This window comes from Dethiosulfovibrio salsuginis, assembly GCF_900177735.1.
Taxonomy (GTDB): Bacteria; Synergistota; Synergistia; order Synergistales; family Dethiosulfovibrionaceae; genus Dethiosulfovibrio; species Dethiosulfovibrio salsuginis.
Genome location: NZ_FXBB01000017.1, coordinates 1 through 23,419 on the forward strand (window position 1 = coordinate 1; position 23,419 = coordinate 23,419).

At 54.8% G+C, this 23,419-nt stretch carries 22 protein-coding genes and 1 riboswitch; of the genes, 7 read left to right on the forward strand and 15 right to left on the reverse strand.

Annotated elements, in window-relative coordinates; genetic code table 11:
- Nucleotides 1-175 precede the first annotated feature (175 nt).
- The 3 genes from B9Y55_RS07350 to B9Y55_RS07360 form a co-directional block, all read right to left on the reverse strand.
- Nucleotides 176-553 (reverse strand): pyridoxamine 5'-phosphate oxidase family protein, encoded by a 378-nt coding sequence (locus B9Y55_RS07350; protein WP_085544721.1) that lies wholly within the window; start codon nt 551-553, stop codon nt 176-178.
- Between the two features lie 95 nt (nt 554-648).
- On the reverse strand, nt 649-2,013 hold the full coding sequence (locus B9Y55_RS07355) for a Na+/H+ antiporter NhaC family protein (RefSeq protein ID WP_085544722.1): 1,365 nt from the start codon (nt 2,011-2,013) through the stop codon (nt 649-651).
- 3 nt (nt 2,014-2,016) lie between these two features.
- Nucleotides 2,017-2,943: a DMT family transporter gene (locus tag B9Y55_RS07360; protein WP_085544723.1), complete on the reverse strand. Its 927-nt coding sequence runs from the start codon at nt 2,941-2,943 to the stop codon at nt 2,017-2,019.
- A gap of 271 nt (nt 2,944-3,214) precedes the next feature.
- Between B9Y55_RS07360 and B9Y55_RS07365 the strand changes: the two genes are divergently transcribed.
- The 6 genes from B9Y55_RS07365 (at nt 3,215) to B9Y55_RS07390 (ending at nt 10,703) form a co-directional block, all read left to right on the forward strand.
- Complete coding sequence (locus B9Y55_RS07365) at nt 3,215-4,876, forward strand: peptide ABC transporter substrate-binding protein (protein ID WP_085544724.1); 1,662 nt, start codon at nt 3,215-3,217, stop codon at nt 4,874-4,876.
- Between the two features lie 81 nt (nt 4,877-4,957).
- The gene (locus tag B9Y55_RS07370) at nt 4,958-5,884 is read left to right on the forward strand and encodes an ABC transporter permease (RefSeq protein WP_085544725.1); all 927 of its coding nucleotides are present in this window, start codon (nt 4,958-4,960) and stop codon (nt 5,882-5,884) included.
- Nucleotides 5,885-5,893: 9 nt separating this feature from the next.
- A complete protein-coding gene (locus B9Y55_RS07375; RefSeq protein WP_085544726.1) occupies nt 5,894-6,814 on the forward strand; it encodes an ABC transporter permease in 921 nt (306 codons plus the stop codon).
- A gap of 9 nt (nt 6,815-6,823) precedes the next feature.
- Entirely contained in the window at nt 6,824-7,837 is a 1,014-nt protein-coding gene (locus B9Y55_RS07380) for an ABC transporter ATP-binding protein (protein ID WP_085544727.1), read from the forward strand.
- Nucleotides 7,838-7,840: 3 nt separating this feature from the next.
- The gene (locus tag B9Y55_RS07385; protein WP_085544728.1) at nt 7,841-8,809 is read left to right on the forward strand and encodes an ABC transporter ATP-binding protein; all 969 of its coding nucleotides are present in this window, start codon (nt 7,841-7,843) and stop codon (nt 8,807-8,809) included.
- A gap of 49 nt (nt 8,810-8,858) precedes the next feature.
- Nucleotides 8,859-10,703, forward strand: coding sequence for a serine hydrolase domain-containing protein (locus tag B9Y55_RS07390; protein ID WP_268753290.1), 1,845 nt, complete (start codon nt 8,859-8,861; stop codon nt 10,701-10,703).
- Between the two features lie 32 nt (nt 10,704-10,735).
- Here B9Y55_RS07390 and B9Y55_RS07395 read toward each other — a convergent pair whose 3' ends face one another.
- From B9Y55_RS07395 to B9Y55_RS07420, 6 genes are read right to left on the reverse strand one after another with little or no spacing between them, the layout of a single operon-like run.
- Complete coding sequence (locus B9Y55_RS07395) at nt 10,736-11,308, reverse strand: hypothetical protein (protein WP_085544730.1); 573 nt, start codon at nt 11,306-11,308, stop codon at nt 10,736-10,738.
- Nucleotides 11,301-12,257 carry an ABC transporter ATP-binding protein gene (locus tag B9Y55_RS07400; protein ID WP_085544731.1) on the reverse strand — a complete coding sequence of 319 codons (957 nt, stop codon included), beginning with the start codon at nt 12,255-12,257 and terminating at the stop codon, nt 11,301-11,303. Before B9Y55_RS07400 ends, B9Y55_RS07395 begins: the two co-directional genes overlap by 8 nt.
- Nucleotides 12,254-13,282 (reverse strand): FecCD family ABC transporter permease, encoded by a 1,029-nt coding sequence (locus tag B9Y55_RS07405; protein ID WP_085544732.1) that lies wholly within the window; start codon nt 13,280-13,282, stop codon nt 12,254-12,256. The genes B9Y55_RS07400 and B9Y55_RS07405 overlap by 4 nt, the downstream gene beginning before the upstream one ends.
- Nucleotides 13,251-14,363: an ABC transporter substrate-binding protein gene (locus B9Y55_RS07410; RefSeq protein ID WP_143340862.1), complete on the reverse strand. Its 1,113-nt coding sequence runs from the start codon at nt 14,361-14,363 to the stop codon at nt 13,251-13,253. The genes B9Y55_RS07405 and B9Y55_RS07410 overlap by 32 nt, the downstream gene beginning before the upstream one ends.
- On the reverse strand, nt 14,360-16,303 hold the full coding sequence (locus B9Y55_RS07415) for a TonB-dependent receptor plug domain-containing protein (RefSeq protein WP_085544734.1): 1,944 nt from the start codon (nt 16,301-16,303) through the stop codon (nt 14,360-14,362). Before B9Y55_RS07415 ends, B9Y55_RS07410 begins: the two co-directional genes overlap by 4 nt.
- A gap of 56 nt (nt 16,304-16,359) precedes the next feature.
- Nucleotides 16,360-17,535 carry a YncE family protein gene (locus B9Y55_RS07420; protein ID WP_143340863.1) on the reverse strand — a complete coding sequence of 392 codons (1,176 nt, stop codon included), beginning with the start codon at nt 17,533-17,535 and terminating at the stop codon, nt 16,360-16,362.
- Between the two features lie 144 nt (nt 17,536-17,679).
- A riboswitch (cobalamin riboswitch) is annotated at nt 17,680-17,796 on the reverse strand.
- An 88-nt stretch (nt 17,797-17,884) separates the two neighbouring features.
- Here B9Y55_RS07420 and B9Y55_RS13605 point away from each other — a divergent pair.
- A complete protein-coding gene (locus B9Y55_RS13605; protein ID WP_268753288.1) occupies nt 17,885-18,013 on the forward strand; it encodes a hypothetical protein in 129 nt (42 codons plus the stop codon).
- Between the two features lie 41 nt (nt 18,014-18,054).
- Here B9Y55_RS13605 and B9Y55_RS07425 read toward each other — a convergent pair whose 3' ends face one another.
- From B9Y55_RS07425 to B9Y55_RS07450, 6 genes are all read right to left on the reverse strand, one after another.
- A complete protein-coding gene (locus tag B9Y55_RS07425; protein ID WP_085544736.1) occupies nt 18,055-18,528 on the reverse strand; it encodes a hypothetical protein in 474 nt (157 codons plus the stop codon).
- A gap of 97 nt (nt 18,529-18,625) precedes the next feature.
- Nucleotides 18,626-18,862 carry a hypothetical protein gene (locus B9Y55_RS07430; protein ID WP_085544737.1) on the reverse strand — a complete coding sequence of 79 codons (237 nt, stop codon included), beginning with the start codon at nt 18,860-18,862 and terminating at the stop codon, nt 18,626-18,628.
- A gap of 22 nt (nt 18,863-18,884) precedes the next feature.
- Entirely contained in the window at nt 18,885-19,841 is a 957-nt protein-coding gene (locus B9Y55_RS07435) for an ABC transporter permease (protein WP_085544738.1), read from the reverse strand.
- Nucleotides 19,828-20,814: an ABC transporter permease gene (locus B9Y55_RS07440; RefSeq protein ID WP_085544739.1), complete on the reverse strand. Its 987-nt coding sequence runs from the start codon at nt 20,812-20,814 to the stop codon at nt 19,828-19,830. The genes B9Y55_RS07435 and B9Y55_RS07440 overlap by 14 nt, the downstream gene beginning before the upstream one ends.
- A gap of 2 nt (nt 20,815-20,816) precedes the next feature.
- Nucleotides 20,817-22,310: a sugar ABC transporter ATP-binding protein gene (locus B9Y55_RS07445; protein WP_085544740.1), complete on the reverse strand. Its 1,494-nt coding sequence runs from the start codon at nt 22,308-22,310 to the stop codon at nt 20,817-20,819.
- 98 nt (nt 22,311-22,408) lie between these two features.
- The gene (locus B9Y55_RS07450; RefSeq protein ID WP_143340864.1) at nt 22,409-23,401 is read right to left on the reverse strand and encodes an autoinducer 2 ABC transporter substrate-binding protein; all 993 of its coding nucleotides are present in this window, start codon (nt 23,399-23,401) and stop codon (nt 22,409-22,411) included.
- Nucleotides 23,402-23,419: the final 18 nt, after the last annotated feature.

A 23,419-nucleotide genomic window follows, 5' to 3' on the forward strand; every position in this document is an offset into this window, starting at 1 on the left:
CGTCCTGTCGCCCCATTCGACTACACGACGGCAGGTCGAGTATACGGGCTCAAATGGGCTCCGTCGGAACGATCTCTCCGAGGATTAGAGTTTTTAGAGGTTCCCTAAAGACAATAAGAAGCAGGACCGAGAGCGATAAACCACTCCCGGTCCTACTTCTTGTTATCCGAACGGCCTACAGAAGCTTTTTAGACCCCGAATAGACCTCCTCCACCTTCAAGGCGGCGGCTCCATGTCCCGGATGTTTTACCGGGTTCCAGCTCTTCATATCGTTGAACACCGGCCCCTCGGAGTGGTATTCCAAGGTTCCCTTGACCTGAAAGGCCTCTCCGTCCCCGGTTATGAAAAGGAGGGAGCCCCTGCTGCCGGACAGCAGGTTCTTTCTGGTCTTGTCGAAATAGTTATCCGCCACGACCAGCGTTTCATCGTCAAACTTACCGACGCAGGTAGCGTAGATGGAGTTTGGCACCCCCTGATCGTCGACGGTGGACAGCACCACAGCGCCGTCCCTCTCGTCCCACGCCTTCATAACGTTTTCCGGTAGCTTAGACATATTTATTCCTCCTGTAGAGATAAATTATGGACCTTGAGAAAAATCCACGAACTCGTCACAATTATACTCCCAATCGGAAAAACCCCAAGGCACAGCTAAACGTCGATCTTAGGGGACAGCAAAGCCCATAGGGGCGATATCAGACAGAAGAAGGAGAAGGGAATGTACATGAACATGGAGCCATCGGAGGACGACAGGCCCATTGCTGAGGCCACGAAGGCCCCACAGGCGGCCCAGGGGACCAGTGGGACTATCAGGATAGAGCCCTCGACCAGATACCTGGAGAGCCACAGCCTGTCCACCTGCAAATCCCTGTATACCCCGTTGAACATCCTGCCGGAGACCACTATGCCCACCGAACCGCTGCCGGATCCCGATGACACCAGCATTGTCGTGAGGAGAGCCAGACATCCCAGAGGGAGTACCCCCTTAAGGGAGACTATGGATTTCAGTATTCGTTCCATAGAGCCCACGGTCTCTAACACCCCTCCCATACAGAGGGCCATGGATACCATCATGAACAGCATGGAGACCGATCCCAACCCTCCCCTGTTGACTATGCCGTCGGCGACGATGGAGCCGGTGGAAAAGTTGCCGCCATCCATAAGTACCGACAGTATGATATTGAGGTCCCATCCCTGATACAGATAGGCTACGACCACGGCGGATAGGGAGCTTAGGAAAAACCCCGGAAGAGGCTCGATCCCCGACAGGACCAGCGCAAGGACCACAGCGACAGGCAGAAGGGCCACAGGGGACAGATTGAAACAGCTTTCCAGAGACCGTATGACGCCATAGGACTCCTCTGGATCGGTCAAAGCCAGGGGGACAAATAGCCCCACTATGTAGTACAGGACCAGGGAAAAGGCAAAGGGGACGAGGGCGGATCTGGCCATCACCCTGATGTGAGCCCTCCTGTCGACCTCGGACATCTGAGGGGCCAGGATGGATGTATCCGATATGGGAGAGGTCCTGTTTCCCATAAAAGCCCCGGACACCACCGCACCGGCGGTGAGCCAGAGTGGAATACCGAGTCCCTTTCCCACCCCTGCCAGAGCGATCCCCACGGTCCCTACGGTTGAGATACCCGAGCCGAGCAGGATACCCGTCAGAGCGGAGACCGCAAAGGCAACAGGGAGGAAGAGATCAGGCACTATGGCCCCTAATCCCAGCTTTACCAGAAAGGGGACCGTCCCGGATAAGGTCCAGGACGCCACTAATACCCCTAAGAACACGAAAATGGACAGTACCGGCAACCCAGAAGCCCATGCCTGGAACATCCCCCCGGATATAACGCTCCAGCTGTAGCCCCTGGAGAGACCCGAGATAGTCCCCGCAGCCACGGCCAGCACGAGGGCCATATGGGGCCTGAAGTCGCCGGTGAGGGCTATCTGAGCCCCTAAAAAGGCCAACATAAGCCCTAAAGGGGCAAACGCCTCAAGTGTCGATGGGGGCCTCACATCTCATCGTCCCTTTCTGGAGAAGGCGGCCAGAACCACCGCTCCCATGACCATGGCACAGCCGACGACCTCTCTGGCGGAGGGGAACTCCCCCAGCATGGCTGCGGCCATGGAGGTCGCTGCGACTATCTCAACGGTCACACCAAGGCTGGCGGAGGAGGCGGTGACATACTTCATGCCCTCAAAGTAGAGGCCGTAGGCCAGACAGCTGGCGGCCAGTCCCAAGAAGGAGGCCCAGAGTATACCCTCCATAGGGATTGGAGATATAGGGGCCCCCATAAAAAGCCACCTGCCCCCGAGTAGCCAGAGGACCCCCAGGGCGTTGGAGTAAAAGAGCAGCACCACAGGGGTCATGGAACGACCGGAGGAAACCTTTCGCCCGAAGAGGGACTGGACCGCCATGGCGATGGCGCTTATCCCACCCCACATCACCCCAGCCGTGGATATCGACCCTGTCCCACCAGCGGCCACGGAGAGACCGGCTATTATCATGGTCCCCCCAAGCCACTCACCTAGGCTGGGCCTCTCCTTGGTTATCCAAAGAGCGCCCAAGGCGGTAAGAAGAGGAAAGGTGTAGTGGATCACCATCCCCACAGGTACCGATAGGGTTCTTAGGAACATCATGAACCCCAGGTTGGCCGCAAGGGGCCCGGTAAGGGCAAACAAAGCCATCGCTCCGGCGGTCTTAAGGTTTATTCTGAGGGAGTCCCTCCTGAACGCAAAAAGCCATAGGCCAAGGACAAGGACAAGGACAAGGGCAGCCACCGCCTGTCTCAGGGTCACCACCGTGACCATATCCACGCCCATTCCCCCTAAAACCCTGGAGGCAGGGCTCACCAACGCCCACAGAACACCGGCTACGACCACAAACACAAATCCTTTCGCTCCGTCGTCTAAAGGACGGACCGACACTGCCCTCATGTTATTCATCCTCTCCTGGGCAAAGCCCCTTTTATGGTCAAGGTCTATAGGTAGGGACTATATCACTATGGGTCCAAAAGAGTAAACCATAAAAATGATAGAAGAGATTTTTTGATCAATATAATTAAGTTCATTTTTGAACGCAAGGTTATCCTATTTGTAGACAATATACCTTGACCGTCCATGTTCAGCTTTCTATAATAAACTTGGTTTCCTAATAGATCAAACAGGTACGGTTAGGATTGCGTTAGGTACAAAAAAAAGCAAGGGAGGAATTTCAGTGAGAGTATCAGGAAAGCTACTGAAGGCAATAGGAACGGTCATCACGATAGCCATGTTAGGATCGTCGTCCTTCGCCGCCGAGACCAAGCTGGACGAGAATCAGTTCGTCAACGACTATCTGGTCGCCGACCCATCCACCATGGACCTGACCCTTCGTTCGGACACCTACTCCAGCACCATGATGAGAAACGTCATGGAGGGGCTCGTGAGGATGGAGGAGAAAGACGGGGACTACATGATGGTCCCCTCTGGATCCAAAGGCTGGGACGTCAGCGACGACGGCAAGGTCTGGACCTTCCACCTGAGGGAGAACCACTGGGAGGACGGGGTTCCTGTCACAGCGGAACAGTACGTCTACGGCCTTCAAAGGGCCGCCGACCCCAAGACCGGCTCGCCTAACAGCTTCTTCCTAGAGGCTCTCCTCAACTTCTCCCAGGTCAACAAGGGCGAGATGGAGGTCTCGCAGCTCGGTGTAAAGGCCATAGACGACATGACCCTGGAGATAACCCTCTCCGCTCCCACCCCTGCATTTCTGAGCATGATCAACGAGACCGTCTACTACCCTCTTCGCAAGGACAAGGTTGAGGAGTGGGGGGACAAATACGGCTCTGAGGCCAGATACTTTATCGCCAACGGCCCCTTCAGGATAGATTCCTGGGTCAGAAACAACTCCATGACCTTGGTCAAAAACGAGAGATACTGGGACGCCGAGAACGTCAAGCTGGACAAGGTCAACATAGCCATAATGCCCGACGAGACGACCTACTACAACGCCTTCCTAAGCGGTGAGCTCGACTTTGTCATAGCCGGACAGGCGGAATGGGTGGACCGTTTCAAGGGCACAAAATCCACCTTCAACCCCTACGCCACCGCCACGCTCTCCTACGCCTTCTACAACAACAAGGATGACCTGTTCAAAAACGCCAACGTGAGAAAGGCCTTCACGATCTGCGTAGACAGAGAGGACATCAACGAGATGTGCTTCGGAGGCCTGAGGATACCTACCTACGGATGGGTCGTCCCGACCATTTCCGTCGGAGATGTAAACTACCGAGAGGCCGCTGGCGACATGATAGCCGAGATGGCGGAAGAGCTGAAGGTCCAGGGGAAGACCCCCAAAGACCTCCTCATAGAGGGGATGAGTGAGCTCGGTCTGGGGGACGATCCCTCGAAGCTGGACGTAACCTTCTCCCTTGCCGGGACCAGCGAGTGGTTCAGAACCATGGGCGAGTACCTCCAGCAGGTCTATAAGACCGAGCTTGGAGTAAACGTCAAGATAAGCTACTCCGAGTGGGGAATATTCTACGACAACGTCCAGAAGGGCAACTACCAGATAGGCTTTATGGGATGGGGTGCCTACTACAACGATCCCTACGACGTGCTTTCCCTCTTCGTATCCAGCTACGACGCCATCAAGACCGGCTGGAGCAACGACAGATTTGACGAGTTGATCAGGAGATCGGCCACCGAGATGAACCCGGAAAAGAGGCTTAAGGACTACATCGAGGCGGAGACCATTCTCATAAAGGAAAACTGCGTCGTGTCTCCTGTCGCTACCGCCAGGACCAACCAGTTCCTGAAGCCCTACGTCAACGGCTTCCCGACCCTGGGCTTCTCCGGCATGGGCTACAAGTATATGTACACCACCGGCAGGCAATAAAACAAAAAGCCCGTAAGATCGCTAAAAAAAGAGACAACGTCTAAAACGTTGTCTCTTTTCTCTAGGAAGGGGGAGTTTATCTTGGCTCAATATATCTTAAAGAGGATCTCCTACATGATCCTAACCCTGCTGGTTGTCATAGCAATGACCTTTTTTCTCATGAGGTCCATCCCGGGAGATCCTCTGGCCAGCCTTGCCAGAGCCCTGCCGGAGCAGACCAAGGCCAACTTTTACGCCAAGTACGGCCTGGACAAGCCTCTTTTTCAGCAATACCTGATATACATGAAAAACCTGCTCAAGGGAGATCTGGGAGAGAGCGTCGTCTACGCCGGCAGGTCGGTCAGCGAGACCATAGTCCAGACCTCACCGGTTTCCGCTGCGGTCGGAGGATTGGCCCTGATCGTCGGCCTGATAGTCGGCATATCCTTGGGGATAGTTGCGGCGCTTTATAAAAACAGTTGGCCCGACTACCTCGTCATGTTTATAGCCATCCTTGGGATAACCATACCGGTGTTCGTCCTGGCCTCGCTGTTTCAGTATTTCTTCTCCGTCAAGCTAGGCTGGCTTCCCACGTCGGGCTGGGGAAAACCTCAGCACATGGTGCTGCCGGTCATAGTCCTCTGTTTCGGCACCATAGCCACCTACGCCAGGTACATCAAGTCCAGCATGCTGGAGGTGTTGGGGCAGGACTATATCCTCACAGCCAGAGCCAAGGGACTGAGCGAGTTCCAGGTCATAACCAGACACGTCATGAGAAACTCCATGCTTCCCGCCATAACCATTCTGGCGGGCAGGATAGTCGGCATATTCACCGGCGCCTTCGTGGTCGAGAGGATGTTCAGCATACCGGGAATAGGCTTTTACTATATCAGCTCCATCAACAACAACGACTACTCCATGACCCTGGGAACCACCGTATTCTACGCCGCCCTGTTCGTAGTCATGCAGCTGATCGTCGATTTCGTCTACATGCTGGTGGATCCCAGGATCCGTCTGGCTGGGGATTAGGAGGCAACCATGGACAACGTCACAAACGACAGCTTCGTAATAGTCGGGCCGGAGATCTCCGAGGCGGAGAGGATAGCCAGGCCCAAGGTCAGCTACCTCCAGGACGTCTGGAGACGGTTCAAGGAGAACAAGATGGCCCTGGTCGCCCTGATTATTCTGATGTTATTAGGCTTTATGGTAATTTTTGGCCCCTCCATAAGCGGCTACGCCTTCGAGGAGGTGGACAGGACCGCCAGAAACCAGTTCCCCAGCCTTAAACACTGGTTCGGAACGGACAAACTGGGCAGGGATATGTTCGCCAGGGTATGTCAGGGAGGTCGGGTTTCTCTCATAATAGGCCTTGCGGGAGCCTTTATATCCTCGGTGGTGGGCTGTCTCTACGGCGGGATCTCGGCCTATCTGGGGGGCAAGATCGACGATATCATGATGAGGATCGTGGAGATAATAATCTCCGTGCCCTATCTTATCGTGGTCATCCTTCTATCGGTAGTGTTACAGAGCCAGGGCATATTCACCCTCATACTGGCCATGACCCTGACTGGGTGGTGCAGCACCGCCAGGCTGGTGAGAGGCCAGGTGCTCCAGATAAAGGGCCAGGACTACGTTTTAGCGGCCCAGGCCCTGGGGGTAAGCCCCTGGAGGATTATCACCAGACACCTGATCCCCAACGTCCTCAGCGTCGTTTTAGTGTCCATAACCTTCGACATACCGGGCTATATCTTCTCCGAGGCCTTCTTAAGCTACGTCGGACTCGGGATACAGCCCCCTAACACCAGCTGGGGAGCGTTAGCGGCCATGGCCCAGACGTCCTTCACCTTCTATCCCTACCAGATGTTCTTCCCTGCCCTGATGATAGCCCTCACCATGCTGTCCTTCACGCTCCTGGGAGACGGCCTCAGAGATGCCCTTGACCCAAGGCTGAGAAAGTAGGAGATCGCCGTGGATAACATACTAAAAGTGGAGAACCTTCAGGTCTCCTTCAACACCTACGCAGGAGAGGTCAAAGCGGTCAGAGGGGTGGACTTCGAGCTTCGCAGAGGTGAGACCTTGGCCTTCGTCGGTGAATCGGGCTGCGGAAAGACCGTCACGGCCAAGGCCCTGATGAGGCTTCTTCAGCCCCCTTTCGCCGAGATAAAGCCTCAGTCTAAGATAGCCTTTAACGACGAGGACGTCCTGTCCATGGGGAAAAAGAGGCTGAGACAGTACCGAGGGGACGACGTGAGCATGATATTTCAGGATCCTATGACGTCTTTGAACCCCACCATGACCTGTGGAAGGCAGATCATGGAGACCTTGATACTCCACAAGGGGATCACTAAGGCCCAGGCTAGGGAGGAGGCGATAAAGACCCTTGAGCTTGTCAAGATACCGGACCCTGAGAAGAGGATAGACTCCTACCCCCACCAGCTCTCGGGAGGTATGAGACAGAGGGTTATGATAGCCATAGCCCTAGCCTGTTCGCCTCAGATTCTAATAGCCGACGAGCCCACTACGGCCCTCGACGTCACTATCCAGGCCCAGATACTTGACCTCCTTCAGGAGCTTCAGGACAGGCTGGGAACCTCTATCATTCTGGTCACCCACGACCTTGGGGTCGTCGCCAACTTCGCCGACAGGATCCAGGTCATGTACGCCGGTCAGGTTATAGAGAGAGGGACGGTGGAGGAGATCTTCCACCAGGCCCGTCATCCTTACACCTGGGCTCTGCTCAGCTCGGTTCCCAAGCCCGGACGGGAGACGAAAAAGGAGCTTTACTCCCTGATGGGAACGCCGCCAGACCTGATACTGCCCCTCACCAGCTGTCCCTTCGCCCCTCGCTGCGAGTTTTGCATGAACATATGCAAAGAGAGGATGCCCGAGGAGACCACCCTGTCCGACGAGCACAGGGTATCATGCTGGTTGCAACATCCCATGGCTCCAAAAGTGGAGACCTTTTACGAAAGGCAGGCGTGATCCATGACAAAACTCCTGGAGGTAAAAAACCTCTCGAAACACTTTTCCGTGGGAAAAAACAGGACCCTGAAGGCGGTACAGGACATATCCTTCTCCATAGACAGAGGAGAGACCTTGGGGCTGGTGGGAGAGTCTGGCTGCGGCAAGACCACCTGCGGCAGGACGGTGCTGAAGCTCTACGAGCCCACATCGGGGCAGATACTTTTCAAGGGCCAGGACATCTCCGCCCTGAGTGGTAAAGACCTCATGTCCTTCAAGAAGAGCGCCCAGATAATATTCCAGGACCCCTACTCGTCGCTGGACCCCAGGATGACCATAGGCGAGATAGTTGCCGAGGGGATAGGCGTCCATTTTAAGTATTCCGAGAGGGAGAAACAGACCAAGGTCCTTGAGATACTGGCAAAGGTGGGGCTCAGAGACGAATACGCCAGTCGGTTCGCCCACGAGCTATCCGGCGGTCAGAGACAGAGGGTTGGGATAGCCAGGGCACTGGCGGTGGACCCGGAGTTCATCGTCTGCGACGAGCCCATATCGGCCCTGGACGTATCCATCCAGGCCCAGATAGTCAACCTCCTGATAAAATTGCAGAGGGAGCAGAACCTGACCTACCTGTTCATATCCCACGATCTCTCGATGGTCAGGCATATATCGGACAGGGTCGGGATAATGTACCTAGGTAGTCTGGTCGAGGTGGGGACGAGCGATCAGATATTCTCCCAGGCCCTTCACCCCTACACCAAGGCCCTCATATCGGCCATACCCGTAGCGGACCCGGACTTCGAGGGAAGGGACTCCAGAATCAAGCTGGAGGGGGAGGTCCCGAGCCCTATGAACCCCCCTTCGGGGTGCAAGTTCAGGACCAGATGTTCCTACGCCAGCGATATATGCTCTAAGGAAATGCCGATTTTGGAGGAAATAGAGCCAGGGAGGTCGGTCTCATGCCACCACTGGAGGGACATAGCCCAATCGTAGAAAGGAAGACCACAGAACGATGAACGAACTTACCTACAGACTGTCGTCCATGGTGGGAGACAGTCTGCCGAAAAAACACACTTCGATATCATACGGGATCATGATAGACGGGGAATTTGTGGCGGTGGACGCCCTTGGAACCCAGGGCAAGCCCGAGGACTCCCCTGCCACGCTGGAGTGTACCTACAACGTCGCCTCCATCTCGAAAATATACTGCTCCGTGGATGTGATGCAGCTTGCGGAGGAGGGAAAGGTGGACCTTGACGAGCCGATCGTTACCTATCTGCCCGATTTCGTCATGGAGGACCCTCGCCACAGGGACATCACCTTGAGGCACTGTCTGAGCCACACCAGCGGGCTGCCTGGAACCCAGTGGAGAGGCTTTTCGGTCTCAGACCTATCCGAGCCCGACTACTACAGAGACGTCTACGACTACCTGTCCAAAAGCAGCCTGAAAGCCTCACCGGGAGAGTACGCGGTCTACTGCAACGACGGTTTCACACTAGCGGAGATGGTTGTGGCCAAGGTATCTGGACTGGCCTACAGCGAATACTGCAAGGAACGGATAACCGATCCCATAGGGGCTCCTTCCACGAGGCTCTCGGACACCAGGGACGAGAACTACCCTCTTGTTAGGGAGGGAGACAAGCCAGGGGAACTCCTTATGATCCAGGGAGCGGCGGGAATGACCACCAACATGACCGACCTGTGCCGCTTCGGGAACCTGTTTTTAGGGGGAAATCAGGTCATATCGATGGCCTCCATGGAGGAGATGGCCAAGCCCCAGGGCAGGACCTTTCTGTCAGGTGACGACAGGACAGAGCTATTCGGCCTGGGCTGGGACAACGTGGACTTTAGAGATCCCGACTACGACCTGGGAGATGGTGTCCTCCTCAAAGGGGGTAACAGCTTCCAGTTCACCACCCAGTTTATGGTTATCCCCAAACACAGGGCGGTGCTGGCAATATCGGAGACCCACGACTGCAAGCTGGACGTCTGCGACCTGGGGCTAAAACTGCTGTCGGTTGCCATGATGGACAGGGGCATAAACATCCACACCAGAGGGAAAACACTGACTCCAGAGGAGATCCAGGCCCAGGCTGGGACCTATCTGGTTCCCAGTGGGATACTGAATTTTAAGGTCACCGGAGTCTTCGCCGACGCCGTCAAAGAGGGGACTAACGGCAGTAAGACCAGGCCCTACAGGGACCTGCTCTGGAACGGAGACAGCTGGGAGTCCCTGGAGGACCGTATAGCCATCTCCTTTGAGGGCTCAGGGGACGACTTTTTCATGATGCTGACCAGAAAGGGCAGGACCTTCCCTATAGCCATGAAGGCTAAAGAGGGCAAACAGGACTTCCAGTTCTGGAGGGACAGGGTCGGAAAGTCCTATATAGCCGACGACCTGTCCGCCAACGACATGGTTATCCACGAGAACATGACCGCCTTCACGGTATCGGAACTTCCAGGATATCGGGGTATATACCTGCTGTCCTTCGCCCAGAAGGAGGACAGCGACGTATACGACCACTACGACGCTCCTGTCACGCCTCTGGACGATCATAGAGGCCAGGGATTCCTCAAAACCCCCACCAACGGCAGCAGGGACCTGCTGGACCCCCGATTCTACGCCGTCGGAGGAGTGGAGTACTGCGACGTGGCGTCCTACCGCTACCGGGACGTGTCGTCTCTTCCGGTCTACCAGGGCGATCCCTTTCCGTCTACACCCAGGGAAAACCAGCTATACAGGATAGGCGAGGAGATCAAGGAGCTCCCGGCGGTCCCTCTTGGAAACAGGTTGATGATAATGGACACGGACCTTAAGGTCGTCTACGACAGCCTCTTCCCCGGTGACTACTCCCCGGTGGACGAGGGCTATATATCGCTCATATAGAATAGAGCACGCCGGACTAAGTCCGGCGTGCTCTATTCTCTTCTCAGGGGGCAGGATCCCGAGTAAGGGCACCTGTAGCACAGAAAGGACACCTTCTTGGCTCCCTCGCCAAGGGGGACTATGCCGATCCAGGAGTAGGAAGGAGAAAGCCCTCCGTCCTGTTGGACCTCTATGCCTATGGATCGGACGTCCAGAAGGGATCCTATGACCGAGTTCACCGACAGATCCATCTCCCCTGCCGACCCAGGGGTGTGAAAGGCCCCTATCGGATCCAGCCTTAACCTCCCAATCGCCTCCACAATCCTGAAAAAACGGTCCTGTCCCTTTCCCAGCATGGCGACGGTCATGGCCTTGAGCCAGGGATCCCCGGACTCAGCCAGGGAGGACAGCTTAGGCCCAACGGTGCCAGCCCCAAGGACCAGTGCTGTAACCCCCTCTCCCCAGCCACCTTTTTTGGGGACTTGATCGGGAGACACCACGATCCAGCCGACCACTTCCTCTGTGAGCTCCTCTACATCTTTCAAAGCATCGTCCAGGGATGGATCGTGAGACAGGTTCCACCGGGCCAAGGCCTCCTCCACGTCGGTCCTCGTCAGCCTAGCCACGGTGGACCTCCAACAGCATGTCCAACAGGTCGTCCAGACGATAGGCTACCCGGGTTTCTCCGTCCATATCCAGGGAGAACGTGGTCCCCTCTCCATCCTCGACCTTTAAGGTCGGGCCGACACCGGGAACGAATCCCCTTCGCCTCAGCCCTCTGACGACCCAACGGTAAATGGGCTTTGGGCAGTTAAGGTCAACCTCTCCCAACACAGGAGGACAGTCCAGCTCGGGATGTCCCAGAGGATCCCAATCCCTGGGCTGACCGTAGGCCGTCGCCAGGACTCCACTCAGGACTAGGTCCTCAGGGGTACCGGACGTGAGGGTTCCGTCACCGATGAGGAGACAGCGATGGGAGAAAGTCAGGGCCAGGTCAAGATCGTGAAGGGAAAGGAGGACGGAAAGATCCCGCTCCCGAGCTAGGTCAGCAAGTCTCCGCAGCACCTCCACCCTTCTGGGTTGATCCAGGAAGGAGGTTGGCTCGTCAAGGAGCAACAAAGACGGCTCTTGGGCCAGTGCACGGGCTATATGGACCCTCTGGAGCTCCCCATCGCTCAGCTCGGTTAGAAACCTGTCGGACAGGTCAAGAGCGTCCATATCCCGCAAAGCATTAAGACAGGCCATCTCGTCCGGCTGTCTGGAGAACCGGCCCTGCTCCACCATCTCTAAAGCTGTAAGCCCCCAGGGTCTGGGCCTGTCCGACATAGCAGCCCCCATAAGCCTGGCCCTCTGAGAGGGAGATAGACCGTTCAGGGGACGATCCATCAGAAGCACCTCCCCCTCCAGGGGACTTTGAAGGCCCAGAAGGGTCCTGAGCAACGTTGATTTTCCCGATCCATTGGGCCCCAGAAGGGAGACTATCTCTCCGGGATAGAGGTTTAGGTTGATCTTCGACACCACCGATCGACCTCCATAGCCCACCGAGAGGTTCTCTGTTTTCAGAATATCGGTCATCGATCTCCCCCTTTCATAACCACCCAAGCCACCACAGGAGCCCCGATCAGTGAGGTCACAGCGTTGAGAGGAAGTGACGACGCTCCTCCGGGAAGCCTTGAGAACAGGTCCGCAAGGACCGCGAGGGTGGCCCCGGTCAGAATGGAGGCAGGAGTGAGATAACGATGTCTCGCCGAACCGATCAGCCCCCGTGCCAGATGGGGAACCGCTATTCCCAAAAAGGCAACAGGGCCACAGTAGGCGGTAACCGTTCCGGCCAAAATGGCCACTATCATTATCATCCGTCGTCTGATGGAGGTTACGTCCGCCCCTACTGTGGCAGCGCAGCTCTCCCCTAGTAAAAAGGCATCCCACAGCCTATGGCCCATCAGGGCCAGGATCACCCCTACAAAGAGAGCTAATCCCATCCATGGCAGCCTGTCCCAGCCGATGCCTGCGAACGTCCCGAAGCTCCAGGAGACGAAGCCGTGAACCCTCTCAGCAGGGGCCCACTGAATGAGGACCGATACCACCGAGTTTATGGCGTATCCCATCATAAGGCCGAGGATGAGCAGAGTCGCTCCCTTTCTGACCCTCTCCGCCACCGCAGCCACCAGGGCCATCGCCAGAAGGGCTCCGAAGAATGAGCTGCCCAGAAGACCCAGCTTGGACAGAACCCCCTCGGTGGGGGACAGCAAAAGGGCCACCGCCGCACCTAGGCTGGCTCCGGAGCTCACGCCGAGAACAGACGGACCTGCTAGGCCGTTTCCGAACAGAGTCTGCATCAGAAGCCCAGAACAGGCCAGACCTCCTCCTGCCATGGCGGCGGCCAAGACCCTGGGAAGCCTTAGGTGCAGAACTATAGTCCTCCAGCTAGAAGGTACATCACCTCCCGTGAGGGTATCCCATATGGAGAGAGGTGGGATTGAGACCGATCCGAGGGAAAGCCCGGCCACCATAGTACCGACGAGGGAGAGAACAAGAAGTAGCCAGAGAGACAAAGGGACCCTAGATCTACTGGAGTTTACGGTAGAAAACCAGTTCATGGTCCGGCAAAGCCAAGGGATGGATTATGGACAGGAGGTCCGACAAGATCAGATCGGGCCTGATAACCCCAAGCTGATAGTAGTCGTTGCCTCCGTGTTCGTTGATTCGGTTGTCGTTGTTGTAGACCCTCCCCGCCTTAAAGGGGGATATGGCCTCCACGGGAACCCCGGAGGACCTTCCGTCATCCAGAGAACGCCATGTTCCACAGTTGACCCAAAGATCCGCCGATACCGCCCTGTCTAGGACCGCCTCCAGATCCATAGGAGCGGTTCCGGTCCCCTTGAGGTCATCCCACATCGAGATCCCTCCTGCGGCCCTGAAAAGTATCGAGGGCCAGCTATACCCTTTTGGAACATACCAGGTTCCCCCGAAGGGGGCGCCGGACATTATTACCGGCCTGTCCTGCTCCAGGGCTCCTAGAGCCTCCAACTCTCTGTATCGAGAGGCGACTTTATCGAAAAAGGCCTCCGCCTCCTCCCCCTTTCCTACGAGAAGGCCTATAAACTTTATCCATTCCGCCCTTCCCAGGGGGGATTCCTCAAGGTACTCTGCCATAAAAAGGACGGGTATGCCACATCCTGCGAGAAAATCCACGTCCCGCCTCTCCTCCTCCCCGTAGAGGTAGGTTATAAACCCACCAGGAGAGAGGGATATAAGCCTCTCCCTGTCCAGTGACCTGGACATTCCACCGTCGGAGGCCACCTCAGGCAGGTTCAGCTCTCGGAGGGAATCGGTGTAGACGTACTTCCCCCCTGCCAGACCTATGAGGCTATTCAGGGACCCCAGGACATCGAGGCAGGCCACGGCTGAGGTGGTGCCTATGACCACCCTCTCAAGGGGAACCTCTACAGCGACGACGTCAGGGATGGATTGAACGGCAGCTTCTCCCTTTGGGACCAGAAGATACCTGACCGGAGCGGAGGCTCCGTAGTAGGGCACCGGAACGGTGACCATATGGTGGCCCTCTACCTCCTCAATTATGAGGTTGGACGCCTCCTTGATCTCCATAGCGAAGGAGGAGGAGGAGACAAAAAGAACTATGACAGCAAAAAAACCGGCATGTTTTTTCAATTCAATCAAAACCTCCAGGAATAGGATAGATACCAGGTTCGGCCCTCCTGAGGGTACCAGGGAAGCCTCTCCCCACCGACCCCTGTGGCGAACTGGGTTACTTCATGACCTTTATCGAAGAGGTCGTCGACCCCTAGGGAGACCAGGTGACCCTCTTTAATGGACCACCTCAATCCCAGGTTGAACTGGGTTAGATCGGAAAGGCCGATCTGTTCCGCCATATCTAAGAAAGTCGTGCCTCTGTGCTGGATCTCGCCAAAAATGGACATAGAGGGCGAGAGGAGCCTGGTTAGCCTAAGGTCCAGGGAGTTCTCCGGCCTGTTGGGCAGGGCCTTGCCGTAGCGATAGCCTGGAGTTCGATTCTCTCCGTCCATGAAGGTCCAAGAGAGTCCTAAGGTCCACCTTTCCCAACGAAAATCTCCTTCAAGCTCCAGACCTCTTATAATGGCCTGACCGATATTTCTGTAGGCTCCGACCCTCTGGTTGACCTGAACGTACTCTATGAGGTCGTCCATGTCCATTCCGAAGGCGGTGAGCCCTAAAGTGGCGTCGGCATCACCCAGCCTACCGTCCCATCGCACCCCTAGATCCCAGTGGGTCCCCTCCTCCCACTTAAGGCCAGGGGTAGCTATTATGGTAGCTCCATCTCCGTAGGTCTCGTAGAAATTAGGAGCTCTTTTGGAGTAACCTACTGTGGCCTTGACCATCCAGCTGGGGGTCCAGTTCCACTGAGCTCCGACAGCCCAGGATAGGGCGCTCTCCCCGTCCACCTTGTTCCACCTAAGGAGGGGCGTAATTATCACGTCACCCATAGGGACGGTGTCCTGTAGAACAGCGGAGAAACTGTCCCTCTCAAATCGACCTATGCCGCCCAACGAGGACACCGTATCCCCGTCCACGTCCAGGGCCTCTTTTCCTCCCTTTAAGGTCAGCTCTAGAAAATGGTCTCCCGCCATGGCCGAGCCGAACAGGGCACCTTCGTCTCTGACGGTCCTATAGGTCGACCTCTTCACACCTAAACTGCCGAGACGGTCGAGGGGGTCGGAGAAATCCTTATCCTCCTCGGTGCGGTCCAGTGACCAGCCCCAATCGACCTCGCCGGTGCTGTAGGATTTACCCAGGGAAAAGGCCCGTCTCTCAACGTCCTGCCACGGTCCCTGGATGTCCGCCCCCTTGTCGTTTCCTGGAGCAGGAAGGGGCAGTTCTCTGTGTCTTTTATTCATAGTCGCGGCAATACGCCAGCTTCCATCGCTCCAGCGGATAGTGCCCCCCTCCTCCCAGAAACCGTTGTTCCACCGTCTGGTATTGTAGTCGTCGGTAGGGGTTATTGAACCGTTGTCGTTTCGATAGGGGAAATCGCCCTTTTCGGACTTAGCCTCAAGGGCTATAGACAAGGTTCCTGACCCCAGCTTCGTGCCGTACCTGAGGGAACCGGACGAGTAGCCTAGGTCGCCGACTCCCAGGGCTAAAGCGCCCTCTCCAGCCTCCGAGGCTATGGTGACCACGTTTATAACCGCTCCCATGCCGGATAGGTCGAAGGTGGCGGGGACGTAGCCCCTATAGACCTCTATCTTCTCAACCCTTTCGATGGGTATAGTGGATAGATCGGCGGCGGAGTCCCCTCCCAGGTTCCACAGGACTCCGTCGACGTAAACCGCTACCTGAGCGGAGGTACTTCCCCGCACCGACGCGACCGCCCTGGCTCCCCGCCCCCCTCCGCTTGAGATGGACACACCGGCGACCCTGGATAGAAGGTCTGGCAGGGTCCTCATCTCACCGGAATAGCTATCCGGCCGGATCACCGTGACAGAGCCTGGGGAGAGATCCTGGTCCTCGACCGCCGAGGCGGTTACCGAAACAGGGGCCAAGGTTGTGGCTCCTACCATGGTCGGGACCGTAAAAAGGCAGATGGCCGCCGTCAAGGCGACCTTAAATAGATCTTTTTTCACTTTTTATATCCTCCTGTATCGAAAAAGGCGACCCTGAGGTCGCCTTTTTCTGTACACTACCTGCCTCTGAAAAGAAGCAGTATGGGGGCAAATAAGAACATAGCGGAAGGGGCGAAGCCGACAGAGCAACCGCCACCGCTACCGCCGCTGTCGGGGTAGCTGGAGGGATAGGTCTCAACTGAACCGTCGGAACCTATTCCCTTCACCGATCCTTCGGTACCGTTGGACGAGCAGACCCACAGACGGCCTTTTACATCCAAAGTGGAACCTACGGTCCAGCCGTCCAGTGTGGTCGCTGGGGCTCCAAGGGCGATATCGGTTAGGGTAGTCCACGACGATGGTCTGTCGACGACGTAGACTTTGTTTCGGTTCACCCCAAGGGCAACGTCGAAAACCGACGACACGACGAATATCTTGGTGCCGTTGTCGAAAAGGGCCTGGACGAACTCTCCGCTGTCCTGAAAGCCTGCGAACTTTATCTCAGACCGGGCCATATTGCTTCCATCTATCCTCCAAGCCTTGTGGGCTGAAGAGCTGTAGTTGCCGTTAGAGGCCACGTAGACGGCCTCGCCTCTGGAGGACATCCCCACCGGGTTGATACCTACGTCCACCGAGGCCACTGCCGTTAGGTCGGTGGGGCTGACCTGTACAAGCGCACCGTTATCCATGCTGGAGGGAAAACTCTCAAAACCCTGGACCATCAAGAAGAGCCGTCCACCGTCGGTGGTGAGAACGGACTCCCCTTTATCCTCGCTGGCGACTTTGTAGATGTCCCTGGAGAGGGTCACCGTACCGTAGCTGTCGAGAGGCCTCTTCTCCAACCTTCCAAGCCCCTTTCCAGAGCCGTAGTAGGCCAGATAAAGGTCGTCGGACAGAACTGCGACACCCTTGAGATTTCCGTTAACCGTGCCGTTCCACTCAGGATTGCTCCAGTCCGAGGGGTTGAATATCTGTATCTCGGTCTGGGCACCCCAGGAAAGTCTATTCGCTAGAAGAACCCTGTCCGTACCCCCTTTGGAGAAGGAGAACACCGCGGCGTCCCCACCAAGGTTGGACCTGACGGCGGAGGATATGGCCCCGGAGGAGGGATCGACTATCCCCATAGCACCAGATTTAAATTCCTCCGAGGTGGTGTACACCACTCTGCCGTCACTTAAGGTAGCCAGACTGTAGGGAGTTCCCCCCAGCCCGCCGGAAGCCCAGGCAGCGAAGGCACAGAGAACCATCAACACAGAGAGCGCGAAGGAATAGCGAGTTTTTTTCATCCTAAAAGAATCCCCCAATAAAAAAATAAGGCGGCCCGAGGGCCGCCATAGATCACGAAAAAATCCCTGTCTCCGCCCTCGAGGAGACACGATACACAGGATCGGTACGTTCAGTATCCGGACTTAGATTCATCCTAGGAGGAGCCTTCCCAGCGATAGCCAGTGGCGTGTGTCCTCTTCGTCATCTTTACCGTAGCGGGGCTGCGCCGGATTTTCACCGGCTTCCTGAACGAGGTTCCTGTCTAATTCCGTTGCACTATACATCATGTCGTCGTACAATGCAACACAGCTTTCAAGGTAAAAGGAGGTTTTTAAGTTGGCGGACGGCATGGAAAATTGGAAGAGCGACGATTATTTTGATAGCATCGGAGAAAATCCGTTTAAGTTTATAAAGGACGACGAGAGCCCTAAAGACGACAGAACTCCCATATCTGAGGACGACTAAGTCAAGAGGAGGAGCTTAAGCTCCTCCTCTTGACTTAACGACTAACAGCTAATTATAAAATCCTTAGGAGAGGTGTAGACCTCAAAATCGGTCAGGTTTTTCTCCCTGATGAGTTCCTCTACGTCGTCTTCCGTCTCGACGCTGTAGATCTGAATATCCTCGGCACTGGCGTCGACCACCAGACAGAAATATCCCTCCGAGAGTCCCTCTCTGTACATTCCGTAGAAGATCTGCATATCTATCAGGTCCATGAAAAAGATGTCTCTGTCAGGAGTCTCTTCGTCTCCGTCCATCTCCATGGCCTTTATGTAATCGTTGATCCTCGATTTGAGGACGTCCTGATATCTTGGAAGGACGTCAAGAACGACCGATCCGCCCTCAAGGTCCTCCTCCATGGTTCCGATCTCCTTCTCGTCCAGGTATATTTTAGCCCTGTAGAGAACCTCTTCCCCGTTGAGCTCCTCCATGTCCCGAAGCTCAACTCCGTTTATCTGAGCATAGCAAACGCTGTCCATTACGAGTTCACGTCCTCTCTAAGTCCCACTTTAGCTGAAGGGACTCAATCTCAGGCCAATTTTACTCTAAAGCGAGGTCAAAAGCCATATGGACAGTTTATCGTCGACCCTGTTTTTTGACCCAATCTACCAGGTCGTAAAACCTGGGATCCCTTACGCACCCCAGCAAAAACCAGGCGACCGCCCCAAAAAGTATCAGAGGTAACACCATTCCCAGCAGGGAGAGCAAAAAACCCATGGATAGGAATACACCGAAGCCTACGGCAACCCAATATAGAGGAGTAGGTATACCGGATATAAAACGATCGAGACTTTCCTTCCCCCAACGAAACATGGGACACCTCCCAGTATAGATTTTACTCGGAACGGTTCTTTCCGCTCAACAGAGGAAGAACCATAACCGCTATCAGTATAGCACCCCACAGGGCCAATCCCAGATGGGAACTTAGCCCCAAAAGGTTGAGACCGCTGGATATGACCTGAAGAATTATCAGGGCCAGAACCACTCCTCCAACCCTTCCAAAACCCCCATCAGGGTTTACCCCACCTAAAACCGATGCCAGGACGGTCACCAATAGATAGGACGAGGCATATCCCGCCCGAGCTGAATTAAACCGAGATATCATTATAATCGACGCTATCCCAGCCAGGAGCCCTGAGAGGACGTAAACCGAGACGAGGACTTTTTTGACCGGAACACCGGAGAATTCGGCGGCCTTCGAGTTGGATCCTATCATGGAGGAGTAGACTCCAAAGGGAGTTCTCTCCAGCAACACCCCCATAACAAGAGCGCAGAACAGAAAGATAACTAAAGGCAGTGGTATTCCGTAAATCATTCCGTTGCCGATAAACAGAAACCCGCTGGGGAAACCGGAGATAACCGAGCCTTGGGTAAGGAGCACGCTTATTCCCTCGACGAGAGTCATAGTTCCCAGAGTCGCCAGGATAGCTGAAACCCCTACGTAGGCCACCAAAACCCCGTTTATCACCCCAATACAGAGAGAAACGACCACACCGGAGAGCAGGGCAACAACTATGGAGACAGGGCTTCCCACCATAAAGGACGTGAGAACCCAAGCTGTGGCGATGCCGGACATATTGGCCGCAGCTATAATCGAAAGGTTTATACCTCCGGTTATCATTGCGATCATCATCGCTAAGGTCAGTATCCCAAGCTCAGGGAGCTGAAAAGCTATGGACTGGAGGTTTGCCCCGCTAAAAAAGCCCTTACCGAGAAAGAGGGCAAAGCCTCCCACCAAAGCCAGAAGTATGACCACAAGACGAAGTATTTTTCTGTCTTTAGGGAAGGACATCTATCTCCGCCCCCTTCATATCCTCTCTCCGCCTGTTCCATGCAGTCATGGCAACGCTTAACAGTATTACCAAACCTATAGCGACCTTATGCCAGTAGGACGAAACGCCGAGAAGAGTAAGTCCGTTTTGGAGAATCCCTATAATAGCCACTCCAAGGACCGCTCCCATAACCGATCCCTCACCTCCGCTTAAGCTCGCTCCGCCTAAGACCACCGCTGCGAGCACCTCCATCTCTCTGCCAACTATGGAATTAGGAGCCACGGTCTGAAGAAGCTGGGCCTGCACGGTAGCCCCTATTCCCGCCATAAGCCCCATGTAACAGTAGACGAACGTCCGAAGCCGAAAAAGGTTAAACCCCATACGCCTGGCTCCATCTGGATTTCCCCCCATGGCGTATATTCGGCGACCTGTTACAGTTAGGTTAAGCAAAATCCAGGTAAGGGTCACCGAAACCAGCAAAGCAGCCACAGGCAAGGAAAGGGAGTAAATGTCGTCAGGACCAAATGAAAATAGAGTTATACCGTCGCCAAACCAATCGGGGAAACTGTATAGCCACCGGCCTTTGGTGACAAAGACGAGGAGACCGTAAAAAACGTTAAGAGTAGCTATAGTTATTATTATAGCGGAGACCTTCAGGTGATGGACTAAAAATCCGTTGATCCAGCCTAGAGCTATTCCCACCGCCGAGGCTACGACAAAGGCGGTTATCCAGCCTCCACCATGATCCATTATAACCAGAGCCATAGAGTACTGAGCCACCGTAGCTGTAGCGGTGAAGGATATGTCTATGCCTCCGGAGATCAACACCACGAGAAGACCTACCGCCATTATCCCCACAAAGGAGTAGCTCAGGAGCAGATCAAAGAGGTTTTCGAGAGAGAAAAACTCCTCCGAACCTATCGAAAAAATCGCCATCATGACGAATAGCACCAGCGTCAGATAGAATTCGCTTTTCTTAAAAAAATCGCCCATATCTATACCTCATCTATCCTTGAGGCCAGGTCCTGCTCCGATGTCTCCGTAGGCCTATATTCACCGGTGATCCTGCCCCTTTGCATCGTGATAATTCTATGGCAATTATAGTAGACCTCCGGTATTTCGTCGGAGATCATAATAATGCCCATACCTTTGGCAGACAAACTTTTGACTATGTCATAAATTCCCTTTTTGGCGGCTATATCCACCCCTACGGTAGGGGAATCTAGAATGAGCACTTTGGGCTTGGTCGCCAGCCATTTAGCGAGGACCACCTTCTGTTGGTTTCCGCCGGACAAGGTTCTTACCGGAAGGTTTACGTCGGAGACTTTGACCGATAGCTCTTGAACCGACGAGGAGACCAGCTGATCCCTTTTTGTTCCGTCTATAGTCCCAAAGGAAGACTTCAGCCTGTCCAGTACGGTCAATACAGAGTTATCCCTTATAGACTGGTCCATCACTATACCTAACGTCAGCCTGTCCTCCGATACATAGCCGATGCCGGAATAAATGCCGTCCCTTATGGAACTGAGGGAGAGGTACTTCCCCTCGAGGGCAATCGTTCCTGAGTCAGGCGGATTTTTTCCAAAAAGGCTTAAGGCTAACTCGGTTCTACCAGAACCTAAGAGACCGGTGATGCCCAGTATCTCCCCTCTGTGGAGCTCGAAAGACACGTCTTTATAGTTGTTTTGCCTGGTAAGCCCCTCTACGCTCAGTAGAACCGATCGGTGGTGCTCGACATCGTGAACGGTCATATCGAACTCCAGACCGGTCATATAGGTTGCCAGTTTTTTATCGTCCAACTCGGAAGCCTCAAACACCCCGACGGATTTTCCGTCCCTTAAGACCGTCACCCTCTCGGCGACCTCTATGACCTCGTCCAGTCTGTGGGATACGAATACCACAGCGATATCCCTGTTTTTAAGCTCCTTCACCACGGAGAGAAGCGCTTTAACCTCCGTTCTCGTGAGGGAGGCGGTAGGTTCGTCCATTATAACCAGTCGAGCATCGTTGGCGAGAGCCCGGCATATGGCCACCAACTGACGATCGGCGATCGATAGCTCGGAAACCTTTTTCCTGAGAGGCAGAGATATCCCTATTTTATTCATAGCCGTCTTAGCGTCGGAGACAAGCCGGCCTTTATCCACAAAAAAACGGCCTTTTTCGCAGTACTGACCTAATCCGATGTTCTCCGCCACCGATAGACCTGGAAAGATAGACAGGTCCTGATATATAACCTGAATCCCTATGCCTATGGCCTTTGCAGGATCTAAGGCGACTAATTCGCCGTCGATAAAGATCTCCGCCCCATCTTCCGGTCGATATACCCCTGAAATTATCTTTATGAGGGTGCTTTTTCCAGACCCATTTTGACCTGCCAGACAGTGAATTTCCCCAGGAGAGAGGGAAAGGCCAACGTCATCCAAGGCAGTTACCCCTCCAAAGCGTTTGCTGATATTGCGAAGCTCAATGAAAGGTTTTTTTTCATTCATGAGAACCCCATCCTATCACTTTAGTTCTGTGACTTTCGACGAAAATAAAGGGCGGAGTCCAAGGCTCCGCCCTTTACAACCTCCAGAATTATACCAGCCTAGAAACCAAGCTCTCTAGCGTTCTCGGCGGTTATCTCCAGTATGGCGTTAAGCTTTATAATGTTTCCATCGAGGGTTATGGCTTTAGGTCCGGTCATCATAGGAAGTTCCATGCCGTCTTTTATCTCTCTTCCCTCGAGGATTTCCTTGGCGACTGCGACCATGGCGTAGCCCGGGTCCGCAGGATCCCAGAGGAACCCTTTAGTGATGAGACCTCTGGAGAGATATCTGGAAGCGTGCTCAGGCATGACCGTCCCAACTATGGCCATATCTCCAGGCTTCGCCTTCTGCTTTTCCATCGCCCTAGCTCCTCCGATAGGGCCAAGGCTTCCGAACCCTACAATCCCCTTAAGGTTCGGGTATGTCTTAAGGAGCTCCATGGTCTTTTTGTAGGATTCCTCGGCACTTTCCCCACAGGGGATCCTGTCGGTAACCAGCTTCATATCGGGATAGTTTTTCTTAACGTATTCGAGACCTATGTCCGCCCACAGGTTATGAAGAGGAACGGTCAGGGAGCCGACGAATATGGCGAAATCTCCCTTCTCCCCCATCGCATCAGCGAGACAGGCAAAGTTCATCTCGCCAAATTCTACGTTGTCGATGGCCTCGACGTCGTAGTCAGCCCCTGGCTGATTTGGGGATTCGTGGGTTATTACCACGATACCTTTGTCTCTCGCCTTCTGGAGGACCGGCCCCATAGCGTTGGCGTCGTTAGGGACTACGCAGATAGCGTCTACCCCTTTGGCGATAAGATCCTCGACTATCCTGATCTGCTGAGCGGGATCAGCGTCGGAGGGACCAACCTGATAGGCTTTTACGTTAAGGTCTTTTGCAGCTTTTTTTACACCGTCCTCAAGGCGGTTGAACCAGGGAATACCGGTGATCTTAACCACCGTGGCTATCTCGTACTCCTTGGCTCCGGCTATGCCGGAAAACAGGAAAGCACCCATAAGGGCCGATAAGGCTATCGATCGAACAAACTTGTTCATCATAAAACTACCTCCAAGTCA